At 70.4% G+C, this 13,636-nt stretch carries 14 protein-coding genes and 1 pseudogene; 2 read left to right on the plus strand and 13 right to left on the minus strand.

All coding sequences use genetic code 11. From position 1 onward, the window contains the following. Nucleotides 1–28: 28 nt before the first annotated feature. The 6 genes and pseudogenes from BN39_RS08340 to BN39_RS24060 all read right to left on the minus strand — a co-directional run. Nucleotides 29–655: a PaaI family thioesterase gene (locus BN39_RS08340; protein ID WP_019201928.1), complete on the minus strand. Its 627-nt coding sequence runs from the start codon at nucleotides 653–655 to the stop codon at nucleotides 29–31. A gap of 4 nt (nucleotides 656–659) precedes the next feature. Further along, nucleotides 660–1,832: a lipid-transfer protein gene (locus BN39_RS08345; protein WP_019201929.1), complete on the minus strand. Its 1,173-nt coding sequence runs from the start codon at nucleotides 1,830–1,832 to the stop codon at nucleotides 660–662. After that, nucleotides 1,829–2,245, minus strand: a complete 417-nt coding sequence (locus tag BN39_RS08350; RefSeq protein WP_019201930.1) for a MaoC family dehydratase — start codon at nucleotides 2,243–2,245, stop codon at nucleotides 1,829–1,831. Before BN39_RS08350 ends, BN39_RS08345 begins: the two co-directional genes overlap by 4 nt. Then, complete coding sequence (locus tag BN39_RS08355) at nucleotides 2,242–3,237, minus strand: bifunctional MaoC family dehydratase N-terminal/OB-fold nucleic acid binding domain-containing protein (RefSeq protein WP_019201931.1); 996 nt, start codon at nucleotides 3,235–3,237, stop codon at nucleotides 2,242–2,244. The genes BN39_RS08350 and BN39_RS08355 overlap by 4 nt, the downstream gene beginning before the upstream one ends. Continuing rightward, complete coding sequence (locus BN39_RS24055; RefSeq protein WP_371190628.1) at nucleotides 3,234–4,382, minus strand: acyl-CoA dehydrogenase family protein; 1,149 nt, start codon at nucleotides 4,380–4,382, stop codon at nucleotides 3,234–3,236. The genes BN39_RS08355 and BN39_RS24055 overlap by 4 nt, the downstream gene beginning before the upstream one ends. A 135-nt stretch (nucleotides 4,383–4,517) precedes the next feature. After that, nucleotides 4,518–5,615: pseudogene (locus BN39_RS24060) on the minus strand (acyl-CoA dehydrogenase family protein); the annotation flags it as partial. On the opposite strand from BN39_RS24060, the gene BN39_RS08365 reads away from it, so the two are divergent. Further along, complete coding sequence (locus BN39_RS08365) at nucleotides 5,614–6,483, plus strand: TIGR03619 family F420-dependent LLM class oxidoreductase (protein ID WP_040767038.1); 870 nt, start codon at nucleotides 5,614–5,616, stop codon at nucleotides 6,481–6,483. The pseudogene BN39_RS24060 and the gene BN39_RS08365 sit on opposite strands and share 2 nt — an antisense overlap. A gap of 23 nt (nucleotides 6,484–6,506) precedes the next feature. Next, entirely contained in the window at nucleotides 6,507–6,923 is a 417-nt protein-coding gene (locus BN39_RS08370) for a nuclear transport factor 2 family protein (protein ID WP_040767042.1), read from the plus strand. Nucleotides 6,924–6,999: 76 nt separating this feature from the next. Here BN39_RS08370 and BN39_RS08375 read toward each other — a convergent pair whose 3' ends face one another. The 7 genes from BN39_RS08375 to BN39_RS08405 all read right to left on the minus strand — a co-directional run. Beyond that, on the minus strand, nucleotides 7,000–7,857 hold the full coding sequence (locus BN39_RS08375) for a MaoC/PaaZ C-terminal domain-containing protein (protein ID WP_019201935.1): 858 nt from the start codon (nucleotides 7,855–7,857) through the stop codon (nucleotides 7,000–7,002). A 7-nt stretch (nucleotides 7,858–7,864) separates the two neighbouring features. Next, nucleotides 7,865–8,962 (minus strand): ferredoxin--NADP reductase, encoded by a 1,098-nt coding sequence (locus BN39_RS08380; protein ID WP_019201936.1) that lies wholly within the window; start codon nucleotides 8,960–8,962, stop codon nucleotides 7,865–7,867. Next, nucleotides 8,959–9,300: a hypothetical protein gene (locus BN39_RS08385; RefSeq protein WP_019201937.1), complete on the minus strand. Its 342-nt coding sequence runs from the start codon at nucleotides 9,298–9,300 to the stop codon at nucleotides 8,959–8,961. The genes BN39_RS08380 and BN39_RS08385 overlap by 4 nt, the downstream gene beginning before the upstream one ends. 5 nt (nucleotides 9,301–9,305) lie before the next feature. Continuing rightward, nucleotides 9,306–10,466, minus strand: coding sequence for a Rieske 2Fe-2S domain-containing protein (locus BN39_RS08390; protein ID WP_019201938.1), 1,161 nt, complete (start codon nucleotides 10,464–10,466; stop codon nucleotides 9,306–9,308). Next, complete coding sequence (gene kstD, locus BN39_RS08395) at nucleotides 10,463–12,181, minus strand: 3-oxosteroid 1-dehydrogenase (protein ID WP_019201939.1); 1,719 nt, start codon at nucleotides 12,179–12,181, stop codon at nucleotides 10,463–10,465. The genes BN39_RS08390 and kstD overlap by 4 nt, the downstream gene beginning before the upstream one ends. A 155-nt stretch (nucleotides 12,182–12,336) precedes the next feature. After that, nucleotides 12,337–12,771: a hypothetical protein gene (locus BN39_RS23175; RefSeq protein ID WP_148281445.1), complete on the minus strand. Its 435-nt coding sequence runs from the start codon at nucleotides 12,769–12,771 to the stop codon at nucleotides 12,337–12,339. Between the two features lie 241 nt (nucleotides 12,772–13,012). After that, a partial coding sequence (locus BN39_RS08405) for an FAD-binding protein (protein ID WP_040767051.1) occupies nucleotides 13,013–13,636 on the minus strand: 624 nt, incomplete at its 5' end.

A 13,636-nucleotide genomic window follows, 5' to 3' on the forward strand; every position in this document is an offset into this window, starting at 1 on the left:
GGGGCCCGCGGGCTCCGACCCGGCCCGGTCAGGGCTGGCCGGGGAGCAACTGCAGCATCAGGCCCTCGCCGTCGGCGAGCAGCGTGCCGTCCTCCTCGGTCAGTCGTGAGGTGATGAACGTCTTGCGGCCGTCCACCCGGTCCACCCTGCCCTCGATGACAAGCGGCACGTTCAGCGGAGTCACCTTGCGGTAGTTCACATGCAGGTACGCGGTGCGGCTGATCGGGCGCTTCGCGGCGTACACCACCATGCCGAAGTTGTCGTCGAAGATGAGCGGCAGTACGCCTCCGTGGGCCACGCCGCCGCCGCCCAGGTGGTAGCGGCGCAGGATCCCGCGCGCGACCACCGACTCCTCGTCGAACTTCTCCACCTTCCACGGCGGCATCAGCAGGCTGCCGCGGCCGGGCAGCTGCATGGAGCGGTTCGCGGGCCCCTTGCCCTCGCGGGCCTCGTGCGGCGCAAGGAGGTCGATCAGTTCCGCGGTGCGCGCCTTCGCCTCCGCGTACACCTCGTCGGGCGCGTCGATGCTCACAGCGAGGTCCTGCAGCCGGCGCATGTTCTCCACGAAGTCGCCGAACTCGGGCGGCGGAGTGGCCTCCTTGAACCGCGGGATTTCGCTGCGAAGGTCCACCTTGTCCGGATCGGCGTCAGTCATGGGATCAGACTCTACTCAGCACCAAACCGCTGGTCGGAACCCCCGTGCCCGCGGTCACCACCGCGCGGGAGGCGCCCGCCACCTGGTTCGCCGCGGTGCCCCGCAGCTGCCGCACCGCCTCGGCGATGCCGTTCATGCCGTGGATGTAGGCCTCGCCCAGTTGCCCGCCGTGGGTGTTGAGCGGCAGGTCGCCGTCCGGTTCGCAGGCGCCGGACGCCAGGAACGACGGTGCCTCGCCCCGCGCGCAGAAGCCGAGCTCCTCGAGCTGCATGAGAACGTACGGGGTGAAGTGGTCGTAGAGCACCGCGAGATCCATGTCCGACGGTGCCATCCCCGACTGCGACCACAGTTGGCCGCCCACGACGCCCATCTCGGGCAGGCCGGTGAGGCCGTCGCGGTAGTAGCTGGTCATCACGTACTGGTCGGGTCCGCTGCCCTGGGCGGCGGCGGAGATCACGGCCGGAGTCCGGCGCAGGTCGCGGGCGCGCTCGGTGCTCGTGATCACCAGGGCCACACCGCCGTCCGATTCCTGGCAGCAGTCCAGGAGGTGCAGCGGTTCGGCGACGTACTTGGACGCCTGATGGTCCGCGAGGGTGATCGGTTTCCCGTGGAACCAGGCCTTCGGGTTGGTCGCGGCGCGGGCGCGGTCGAGGACCGCGACCCTGCCGAAGTCCTCGCTGGTGGCGCCGAAGTCGTGCATGTAGCGGCGCGCCGCCATCGCGACTGTGGCTGCGGGCGTGGCGATCCCGGCGGGGTAGTGGAACGCGTTGTCGATGCCGTTCGTGTTCACCTGTTGCGCGGCCGCGTTGGAGACCTGGCCGAAGCGGTGTCCGGAGCGCTCGTTGAAGGCGCGGTACGCCACCACGACGTCGGCCACGCCGGTGGCCACCGCCATCGCCGCCTGCTGCACCGTGGCCGCGGCCGCGCCGCCGCCGAAGTTGATGCGGCTGAAGAACTTCAGTTCCGGGACCCGCAGCTCGCGGGCGACGGCGATCTCGGAGTTGGTATCCATGGTGAAGGTCACCAGCCCGTCCACGTCCGACGGGGCGAGACCCGCGTCGTCGAGCGCCGCGCGGATGCACTCGACGGCGAGCCGGAGCTCACTGCGCCCGGAGTCCTTCGAGAACTCGGTGGCGCCGATCCCCGCGATCGCGGCCCTGCCGCCGAGCCCGCTCATGCCGGCAACTCCACTGTCGCGGTGCCCGTGATGTGGTCGCCGAGGCTGTCCTTCGCCGTGACGGCCACGGTCACGAGGTCGCCCTCGACCGCCGTCACGGTGCCGGCGAACTCGAGGGTGTCGTAGGCGTAGCAGGGCACGCCGAGCCGGATGGAGATGTTCCGCACGAAGGCCTCCGGGCCCGCCCAGTCGGTGACGTACCGCTGGACCAGGCCGTTGTCGGTGAGGATGTTGACGAAGATGTCCTTGCTGCCCCGGGCGTGCGCCGCATCGCGGTCGTGGTGCACGTCCTGGAAGTCGCGGGTGGCGATCGCCGTGCTCGTCACGAACGTCGGGGTCGCGTGGATCGTCATGGGCGTCAGCGTGGTTCCGACGGCGACCTCGGACGCGCGCAGTGTCGTGGGGCTACTCATGCCACCTCCCAGGCGGGCAGGGTCAGGTCGTCGTCGACGCGGAGGAAGACGGCGCGGACGGGCATGCCGATGGTCACGTCCGCGGGGTCCACGTCGATGAGCTCGCCGAGCACGCGCACGCCTTCGTCGAGTTCCACGAGCGTCACCACGAAGGGCAGGCGCTTTCCCGGGACCTTCGGGTGGTGGTGCACGACGAAGCTGAACACCGTGCCGGTGCCGGGGGAGACCACGTAGTCGGGGACGGCGGCGAGGTCGCCGCCGGGGTCCATCGGGCCGGGCGGGTGCCGGAGCGTCTCGCCCCACCGCTGGATCCGCAGCTCGCCGGCCTTGGCGCCCTCCCAGTAGAAGGCCGTATCGCGCGAGACCACCGGGCGCAGTACGCCGCCCGCGTAGCCCGAGGCGTCCACGATCCGGCCGCTCGGCCCGGCCTCCGGAATCTCCCGCGCCACGTCGGCGTCCTCCGCAGGCGGCCTGAACTTGAGCAGCCGGAAGACCATCTCGGCCACGACTTCGTCGCCCACGCGCCACAGGGTGCGGGTGGTGAAGAACCAGCCCTCGCCGAGCCCGGTCTTCTTGGGGCCCACCACGTCCTCGAGGTGCGAGGAGGTGGTGATCTCCTCGCCGACGCGGAGGTGGCGGTGGTAGGTCTGCTCCGAGTTGGTGGCGACCACCGAGGTGTATCCGGCGTCGTCCAGGGCCGCGGTCATCAGCCCGAGGGGGTCGTCGTCCGCCCGGGTGCCGTGCAGGCCGTTCATGGACCAGACCTGCGCCATGGCGGGAGGCGCGACGGCGCCGCCGAACCGGGAGGCCGCGGCGAACGCCGGGTCCGAGTACAGCGGATTGGTGTCGCCGAGCGCCTCGGTCCAGTTGTTGATCATCGGCCGGTTCACGGGATCGCGGCCCGGGCGGGGCGCGGAATCGCCCAGCGCGCGGATCCGTTCCGCGGCGGCGAGTACCTGCGCGGCCGTGTCCGCCGTCTCCGGGGCCGTCACCGGGGCACCCGCGGCAGCTGCAGGCCCATGAGCGCGATGAGCTCGCGTTGGATCTCGTTCACTCCGCCTCCGAAGGTGAGTACCAGGTTCCGCTTCGCCTGGACGTCCAGCCAGTGCAACAGCTCGGCGGTGGACTCCTCCGCCGGATCGCCGTGGGTACCCACCACCTCCTCGAGCAGCGCGGTCAGGCCCTGGATGCGGTCCGAGCCGAACACCTTGGTCGCCGAGGCGTCGGCCACGTCCACGGGTCCGCCGGCCTCGGCCGCCGCCACCTGCCAGTTGAGCAGCTCGTTGACGAGCTCGTCGGCGCGCACGCGGGTGAGCGCGGCGGCGACGTCGGGGTCGTCGAGGAGCCCGTGGGCCCCGGCCCAGTCGGCCACGCGGTCGTGGACGGCGCCGATCCGGCCCGACGGGCCGAGCATGACCCGCTCGTGATTGAGCTGGGTGGTGATCAGCTTCCAGCCCTGGTTCTCCGTGCCCACCAGCATGTCCACCGGAACACGGACGTCGTTGTAGTAGGTGGCGTTCACGTGGTGCGCGCCGTCGGCCGTGATGATCGGCGTCCAGCTGTACCCGGGGTCCGAGGTGTCGAGGATGAGGATCGAGATGCCTTTGTGCTTCGGCGCGTCGGGATCGGTGCGGACGGCCATCCACACGTAGTCGGCGTCGTGACCGCCGGTGGTGAAGATCTTCTGGCCGTTCACCACGTAGTGATCGCCGTCGCGGACGGCGGTGGTGCGCAGCGAGGCGAGATCGGTGCCCGCCTCGGGTTCGGTGTACCCGATCGCGAAATGCACCTCGCCCGAGAGGATCTTGGGGAGGAACTTCGCCTTCTGCTCCTCGGTGCCGAAGGCCTGCAGCGTGGGCCCCACGGTCTGCAGGGTGACGGAGGGAAGCTGGACGTCGGCGCGGGAGGCCTCGTTGACGAACAGGTACTGCTCGATCGGGCCGAATCCGTGGCCGCCGAACTCCTTCGGCCAGCCGACGCCGAGCCGCCCGTCGGTGCCCATGCGGCGCACCACGTTCCGGAAGTCGTCGCCGTGGCGCTGCGTGAGCATCGCGGTGCGTTCCTCCGGCGTCATCAGTGCGGAGAAGTAGTCGCGCAGCTCGGCCCGCAGGGAGCGCTGCGCGTCCGTGAGCGCGATGAACCGGCCCGCGTCGCCGCCCGCGACGGCTCCGGATCCGCCGCTCGCGACGGTGTCGTCCCGGTCGGCTCCCGCGAGCGCGCGCTCGGCCTGCGGCGCGCCGCCCACGAACCGTGCGAGATCCTTGAGCAGCGAGTAGAAGCGGTGCAGCGGGTAGGTGGCGTCCACACCGATGCCGCCGTGCAGGTGATGGCACGTGCGCACGGCCCGAGGGGCTTCGGTGGCCAGCCAGTAGGCGGCGAGGGCGGTGGCCTCGTCGGCCGCGGATCCGCTGCCGACGCGCCAGGCTGCGCTGGTCGCGGCGAGGTGCAGCGTGCGGGAGGCGATGTACACGTCCGCTATCTGCTGCGCCACGGCCTGGAACGCCGCCAGGGGCCGGCCGAACTGTTCCCGCTTGCGCAGGTGGTCCACGGTGAGGGCCAACGCGCCGGCGAGCGCACCGTCGGCGAGGGCGGCGGCCCCGAGCCGGCCGTACCGCTGCGTCGCGGCGGCGACCGTGCCGTCCGCCGCGCCTCCGAGGAGCGCGTCCGGGCCGAGCCGCACGCCGGCGAGGGCGACGGTGCCCTCGGGTGCGCCGGTGGCGGTGGGGTTCCCGGCGATCGTGACGCCTGCGGCGTCCGCGGGGACGACGAACACGGCGGCGCCCGAGTCGGTGGAGGCGCTCACGAGGAACGTCGCGGCGTGCTGGGCGTGCCCGACGGCCACCTTGCGGCCGGAGAGCGACCAGCCCTCGCCGTCCCGGTCGGCGCGGGTCGTCGGCGCCGAGGGGAGTGCGGCGCCCGGCTCGTCGAGGGCGCCCACGAGGAGCGCGTCACCGTTCAGGGCGGCGGGGAGCAGGGCCTCGCGTTGCGCGACGCTGCCGTGCGCGGCGACCGGCAGGACGCCGAGCGCCAGGGCCGACAGCAGGGGAGCCGTGACGGCGAGCCGGCCGGCCTCGGTGAGCACGGCCGCCACCTCCTCGGCGCCCAGGCCTGCGCCGCCCTGATCCTCGGGGACGGGCAGGCCCAGCAGGTCCGCTGTGGCGAGGTCCGCCCAGGCGGCGCGCCAGTCGCCGCTCTCCTGAGTGCGTGCGAGCACGTCCGCAGCGAGGCCCGCTACGGCCACCTGGTTCTCGTCCGGGTGGAAATCCACATGCACTCCTGATCTCGATACCGCGTACAAATAGGTGAAACGTGTTCTATTTTTAGCAAGTGGGGTGCTGGCCCGCAAGCTGTTCGATGAAAGGGTGACCATGCGATTCACGTACGCCGAGGCGATGACCGATCCGTCGTACTACGTGCCGCTGGCGCAGGCGGCGGAGGAGGCCGGGTACCACGGCATGTGCGTCGCCGACAGCGTCGCGTATCCGGAGGTCTCGGACTCGAAGTATCCGTACACGCCGGACGGGAGCCGCGAGTTCCTCGACGGCAAGGAGTTCGTGGAGACGTTCGTGCTCGCGGCCACCCTGGCCGCGGCGACGACCACGCTGCGGTTCACTCCGTTCGTGCTCAAGCTGCCCATCCGGCCGCCGGTGCTGGTGGCCAAGCAGGCGGCCTCGCTCGCCGCGATCAGCGGCAACCGCTTCTCGCTCGGCGTCGGAATCAGCCCGTGGCCCGAGGACTTCGAGATCATGGGGGTTCCCTTCGAGCGGCGCGGTAAGCGTATGGACGAGTGCATCGAGATCGTCCGCGGCCTCTCCACCGGCGAGTACTTCGAGTACCACGGCGAGTTCTACGACATCCCCTCGATCAAGATCTCCCCGGTGCCGTCGGAACCGCTGCCGATCCTCGTGGGCGGGCACGCCGATCCGGCGCTGCGGCGCGCGGTGCGCCTGTGCGACGGGTGGATGCACGCCGGCGGCGACGCCGACGAGCTCGACCGGATGATCGCCCGGATCGACGAACTCCGCAGCGAGCGCGACGATCCGAACTTCGAGATCCATGTGATCTCCCTCGACGCGTACACGGTGGACGGCATCAAGCGGCTGGAGGACAAGGGGGTCACCGACGTGATCGTCGGATTCCGCCTTCCGTACCAGATCGGCCCCGACACCGAGCCCTTGCAGCCTAAGATCGACAACCTACGGCGGTACGCGGATTCCGTGATCTCCAAGTGCTCGTGACCCGTACCGGGAAGGTGGCAGAGATGAAGGACGACCATCCCGCGGTCCGCGCCGGACGGGCCTCACAGGCCGCGGCGAGCGCGCACGACAAGGAGACCTGGCTGGGGCTGTTCGCACCCGAGGGAGTGGTGGAGGATCCGGTCGGCCCCTCCGGTTTCGACCCGGAGGGCAAGGGGCACCACGGCCGTGAGGAGATCGCGGCGTTCTACGACAAGACGATCGGCGTGGCGGAGTCCCTCGAGTTCCTCTTCGACGACGGCTTCGCCTGTGGCGACGAGGTGGCGTTCACGGGGCTGATCCGCACCTCCATCGGCGGGCACATCATCGACGCGGAGGGCGTGTTCACCTACAAGGTGGACGATGCCGGGAAGATCGTGGCGCTGCGCGCGTTCTGGGAGGTCGACCGGGCGATGGCCACTGCCCGCCCCGCCGCCGACTGACGTTCGGAAACCGGGCCCGAATGCGGCCACGATGGATATCGCACGCCCTGGCCGCGTTCGAGCCCGGTTTCTGCACCTACCGTGCGGTGAGTACCGCGTCGGAGAGCACCGGGGCGGACCGCTCGACGGATTCCGCGGTCACCAGGAACCGCCCGCCCTCGCGCCAGATCCGCACCCGCAGGGTCTCACCCGGCAGCATGATGCCGGCGAACTTGGTGGACCACGAGGCCACGGCGGTGGCGTCCCCGTCGAGTACCGCGTCCGTGACCGCCTTCGCGACTATGCCGTAGGTGCACAGCCCGTGCAGGATCGGTGCGTCGAAGCCCGCCGCCTTCGCGAACGCGGGGTCCGAGTGCAGCGGGTTCCGGTCGCCGCACAGCCGATACAGCAGGGCCTGCTGCCCGAGAGTCGGGACGTCGACCACGACGTCGGCGTCGCGTTCCGGGAGGGCGATCCGGTCCGACGGTCCGCGTTCGCCGCCGAAACCGCCCTCGCCGCGTGCGAAGATGGAGGAGCGGGCCGTCCACAGCGCGGCGCCGTCGGCGTCCACGACCTCGGTCTCCTGCCAGATCACCGCGGCCTTGCCTTTATCGTGGACGTCCGCGATCCTGGTGCGCGACACGGCCGTTCCGCTCGTCGGCAGCGGGCGGTGCGCCACGATGGACTGGCTGCCGTGTACCACCTTGGCGAGGTCGATCTCGACGCCGGGGAAGGACACCTTCGGCGGCTCGGTGGCGTGGAAGTTCTGCGCCACGGTGGCGAAGCTCGGCAGCACCACCGTGTCGTTCTCGGTGGCGTACCGCAGCTCCCGCTGCGACAGCGGGTCCGCACCGGCCCCGAGCGCCAGCTGGTAGAGCAGCACGTCGGAAGTGGTCCAGGAGAACTCGGCGGTCCCGAGGTCGGCGCCGATGGCGACGGACGGGGCGATGGGCATGGGGCTCCTACTCGTACGTGATGTGGACGGACTGAGTGCGGCGCATCGACTGGCACGCCAGGATGATGCCGTCTTCGAGGTCCTCGGGATCGAGCACCTCGTTGTGCGCCAGTTCCACGTTCCCGTCCACGATGCGGCAGGCGCACGCGCTGCACGCGCCCTCGCGGCACGAGTACGGCGCGTCGATCCCGGCCTCGAGCATCACGTCGAGCAGCTTCTTCTGCGCGGGCCAGGCCAACTCGTGGGTCGCCCCGTCGAGTTCGACGGTGACGGTGCCCCCGTCGTCGGCGACGGGCTCCACGGGCGGCGCATCGCCGGCTCGCTCCTCGTCCTGTTCGGCTTCCGCGACCGCGGCCTTCTCCTCGGCCTCCTCCTTGGCCGGTTCGACCTCGAAGGGGTTGCGCGGCAGGGAGCGGAACTTCTCGATGTGGATCTCGCGGCGCCCGCGGCCGAGTGCCGCCATCGCCTCGGCGACGGCGTCCATGAAGGGCCCGGGGCCGCAGATGAACACCTCGCGACCGGCGTACGGTGCGGCCAGCGCGGTGAGGTTCGCGACGCTCGGCAGGCCCTGCAGGGACTCGAGCCAGTGCACCACCACGAGACGCTCCGGAAAACGGCGGCTCAGTTCGGCGAGCGCCGACGCGAAGATCACCGATTGTGCATCGCGATTGGCGTAGATGAGCGTCACCGATCCGCTGCCGGTCTCGAGGGCGGAGCGCAGGATGGAGAGGATCGGCGTGATCCCGCTGCCGCCGGCGAACAGCAGCATGTCCGTGTCCAGCGACTTCGGCGTGAAGATGCCGGCGGGCACCAGGACGTCGATCTCCATGCCAGGGGTGGCGTTGTCGCACAGCCAGTTCGAGGCGTAGCCGTCGGCGGTGCGCTTGACCGCGACGCGCAGCGGGCCGCCGTCGTGCGGCGCGCTGCACAGCGAGTAGCACCGCGCCACGGACCCGGTCTCGTCGCTCGGGACCCGCAGCGTGAGGAACTGGCCGGGTTTGTAGACGAACAGGTCCGCCTTGTCGGCGGGCACCTCGAACTCGATCGAGTGCGCGTCGTGCGTCTCCGCGACCACCTTGGCGACGAGCAGGCGGTGGATGCTCACTTCTTCTGTCTCTCCTCGGTTTCGGCGGTGTCCGTAGCGGACTCCGCCGGCAGGGGGATGGTGCCGAGCTTGGCGGCGCGGGCGATCGACTCCATCAGCCGCGGGCAGGTGGCGCGCAGCGCGCTGGCACCGCCGTCGGCGGCGAACACCTCGCACCGTGCGGCCGCGCCGCACCACTGGATCGAGGTCTGCTCGCGACTGTTCTTGCGCACCTGCACGTCGACGCCGCACGTCCCGCAGGACAGCGGGGTGTAGCCGTCGGTGAGGAAGCCCTCCCGATCGGCCACCGTGTCGGGCCGGGTCACCGGCTCGCCGAACATCGTCACCGTGCTGGTCATCGAGCTCAGGCCCCCGAGCCGTTCTGCGCCTTCTGCGCGTCCTGCTTGGCGATGTTCTCGGCGACCTCCGCCTCCCAGGCCTCGACGGCGTGGGTGGTGTCGATCTCGAACTCGAAGCGCTGGGTCATGTCCTCGGACACGTCCGCGGCGTCCACGTAGAACTGCTCGTACCACCGGCGCAGCTGGTAGACGGGGCCGTCCTCCTCGCACAGCAGCGGGTTGTCGATGCGGGTCTTGTTCTTCCAGATCTCCACGTCCTGAAGGAAACCCAGGCCCACGTTCTTGGCGAACTTGCCGGCCAGGTAGTCGGACTTCTCGTCGTCGAAGCCGGGCAGCTTCTTGACCTTCACGCCGTACATCAGCTTGAACGAGTGCTGATCGATCGGGTAGTGGCAGTTGATCAGGACGTTCTCGATCTGGAAGCCCTTGTAGTCGTTGTGCAGGTAGTTGATCATGTACGACGGCCCGAAGTAGTGCGCCTCGGACTTGAGCAGCACGTCGTCGCCGCCCGAGAGCCCGATGTCGGCGACGTCGTTGCGCCCCTTGGTATCCAAGTACTGCGAGGCGATGTGTCCGTCGAAGACGTTCTTGAAGTACGTGGGCAGGCCGTAGTGGATGTAGAAGAAGTGCGGCATGTCGACCACGTTGTCGACGATCTCGCGGCAGTTGCTGCCCTCGATGATGATCTCGTTCCAGACCCAGTTGGACCACTCCGGCCCGTCGACGTCACCGTCGATCTTGGGGATCGCGAGCTCCTCACCGGGCTTGGAGTTCTCCACGTCGTGCCAGATGAACAGCTGATCGTTCTCGATCATGGTGGGCCAGGTGCGGGTCCGGGCCCGCATCGGTACCCGCTTGGCGTACGGGATGGCCTTGCACTTGCCGTCGCCGCCCCAGCGCCAGTCGTGGAACGGGCAGGCCACCTCGTTGCCCTTGACGGTGCCCTGCGTGAGGTCGCCGCCCATGTGCCGGCAGTACCCGTCGAGAACGTTGACCTTCCCGTCCTCGCCGGCGAACACCACGAGCTTGGTGCCGAACGCCTGCACGGCGTGGGGCTTCCCGTCGGCGAAGTCCTTCACCAGGCCGAGGCAGTGCCAGCCGCGGGCGTAGCGGGTGGGTGCGGTGCCGCTGTCGATGAGGCGGGCCGCGGTTTCGGTGTTGCTCATGAGATCTCCTCTTCCGCACGGGCGGGGGCTGAGGTGGAGGAGGCGGGGGCCGCCGCCATGTCCTCCACGGCGAGGTAGGCGAACACCATGGCGGGGCCGATGGTGGCGCCGGGGCCGGCGTAGGTGTGGCCCATGACGGGCGAGCTGGTGTTGCCCGAGGCGTACAGCCCGTCGATCACGGAACCGTCCTCGCGCTGGACCCGGCCGGCCGTGTCGGTGCGCAGCCCGCCCTTGGTGCCGAGGTCGCCGGGAACCATACGGGCAGCGTAGAACGGACCCGTCTGCAATTCGGCGAGACTCGGATTCGGCTTGTTCCGGGGATCGCCGTAGTAGTGGTCGTAGGCGCTGTCGCCGCGGTGGAAGTCGTCGTCCCGTCCGGCGCGCGCGAAGCCGTTGAACTTCTCGACGGTGGCGGTCAGGGATTCGGCGGGCACGCCCATCTTCTCGGCGAGTCCGGCCAGGCTGCTCGCCCGCACCAGGCAGCCGGATTCGAGCCAGCGCTTGGGCAGCGGCTGCCGCGGGGGCTGGCCCGCGAACATGTACCGGTTACGGTAGCGCTGGTCGAACACGAGCCACGCCGGGATGTTCTCGCCCGGCCCCTCGCCCTGGCCGTTCTCGCCGCCGTACATGGCGTGCACCGCCTCCACGTACGGCGCCGACTCGTTGACGAAACGCTCGCCCCGCGCGTTCACCATGAGGCTGCCGGGCAGGGAGCGCTCGGAGAGCGCGAACCACGCCATCTTCGGCAGCTGGATCGACGGGCCCCACCACGCGTCGTCCATGAACTCGACGGCGGCGCCGAGCTCCTGGCCGGCGCGGATGGCGTCGCCGGTGTTGGCAGGGACGCCGTTGGTCCACTCGGTGCCGATCGGCTGGCGCTGGTACTGGGCGCGCATCTCGGCGCTGGACTCGAAACCGCCGGCGGCGAGGATCACGCCCCGCCTGGCCGTGAGCGCCACGGGGGCTCCGTCGTGCTCCACGGTGATGCCGGTGACGCGCCCGCCGCTCTGCTGCAGGGACACGAGCGGGGTGTTCAGCCACACCGGGACGCCGGCGCGCTGCAGGCCCACGCGGAGTGCGGCGATGAGCGCCTGACCGCGCCCCAGGAGGTGCTTGCCGCGGGCCTTCGCCAGGTAGAACCGGCCGCCCACGCGCAGCGCGCGCGCGACGCCCTTGGGGTGGCGCATGATCAGGTTCAGCCACTTGAAATCGGCCTGGGTGACCACCAGGTTCATCGGGGCCTTGGTGTAATCCGGCTCCAGGTTCTTCAGCTCGTCGCCGAGCTGCTTGCCGTCGAACGGCTTGGGCTCGCACGAGCGGCCGTGCGCCCGTCCGCCCGGTGCCTCCGGGTAGTAGTCCGAATAGCCGGGGACCCATGTCAGTTCGAGTGGGCTCATCCGGTGCAGCATCGAGATCACTTCGGGGCCGCGATCGATGTAGGTGTCGATCCGCTCCGCCGGGACCACGTCGCCCACGATCGCGTGCAGGTACTGACGCGCCTCGTCGGGGGTGTCCTTGATGCCCGCCTCGACGAGCGATTCGTTGCCGGGCACCCACACGCCGCCGCCGGAGCGAGCGGTCGAGCCGCCGTAGTGGGGCGCCTTCTCGACCATGAGCACGCTGAGCCCACTGTCGGCCGCCTTGAGCGCCGCGGCCATCCCCGCGGCTCCGCTTCCCACCACGATCACGTCGTACTCGGTGGCTTCCGCCGTCATCGACTCTCCTCGTTAATGTAACAAGTTCTCTAGCCCTACCTGCGGCGATGAGCGGCAGGTGGATGCCATGTCTGCAGCATAGACTAGAACACGTTTCAGTCGCCAGGGTTCGGGTTCGATCGCCCGGCAAACGTGGAGCGGGGGCCGGCGGCCCGTCAGCAGGGGACGGTGATCCGCTCGTAGGTCCCGGTGCTGGGCCGGAAGACCCACTTCTGCTGCGGCTTGCAGGTCGACGGTGCCGGCTTCGCCGCGGTCGGCGTCGCCTGCTGCGTCGGGGCCTCGGTGCTCGTGGCTCCGGTGCTCGTGGCCCCGGTGGTCGTCGTCGCCGTGGCGGGGGTGGGGCTCGAGGGTGCGGGCGACGGGCCCGTCGCGGCCGGGGCCTCCGGGAGCGCGGCCCTCGGCTGCGCCGGGACGACGGTGCTCGACGGGACCGACGACGCGGGCTCGGCCGGTGTGTCGCCGCCCATGCTCACGGCGACCACGATGCCGACGACGCACACCGCGACGGCGGCGGCCAGCGCCGCGAGGCGGGCAGCGTAGCCCCCGGGGCGCCCAGTCCGTCCGGCGGACCTGTCGACGCGGTGCGTCATGCGCGGGCGCCTCCGTGTCGGCGTGCGGAGTGCGGGTGCGGAAGGTCGATCATGTCGCCATCCTCCCAGTCTCCGGTGTCGTTCGGTCGATCCGGGGAAGGTTGCGAATCACGATGGGGCACTGATGATCAGACGCTGAGACTTCTTTCCGCGATGGTGAATCGGCGGTCCTGTGCCCGCGTCCGTCCCCGTCGACGTCGGAGGGGGTTCGGCTGCGCAGCGACTGCAAATCGAGATGCGTTCAGGTTGCGGCGGTCGCCCCGGCCCGGCGCCCGAAGAAGCTTCCGTCTCCCAGGCTGGTTCCGCTGGCGTACCCGCCGGCGCAGACGCCCGACGTGCACCGGCCGGCGGCGAACAGGCCGGGGATGGGCGCACCGTCGACGTGCAGCACCCGTGACTCGACGTCGGTGCGCAACCCGCCCAGGGTGAAGCCCGCGGTGAATCCGCGCATGTCCCACGCGGCGACGGGGCCCGTGAGCGGGCGCACCCACTGCTCCTTCTTGTGCAGCAGGGGGTCCGTACCGGTCGCGGCGTGCCGGTTGTACATCTGCACGGTGGCCGCGAGGCTGCCGGCGGGCAGGCCCATATCCGATTCGAGCTCGTCCACGGTCTCGGCGGCCCAGGTGGGCGGCTGTCGGAAGTAGGGCGTGGAGGTCTCGGTGGCGAGCGCCTCCTCGTGCGCGGCCATGTCCATCACCAGGTAGGCCGTGTTGTCCTGCTGGATCAGGGAGGCCTGGCCGATGCGCCCGCCGTAGGTGTCCTCCGCGATGAACCGCTGGCCGCGCCCGTTGACCAGGATCCCCCGGGCCATCATCTGCGGGTCGCCGAAGAACGCGACCTCGGTGGCGTCCATGTGCGCGAGCGC

Source organism: Tsukamurella sp. 1534 (assembly GCF_000312385.1).
Classification (GTDB): Bacteria; Actinomycetota; Actinomycetes; order Mycobacteriales; family Mycobacteriaceae; genus Tsukamurella.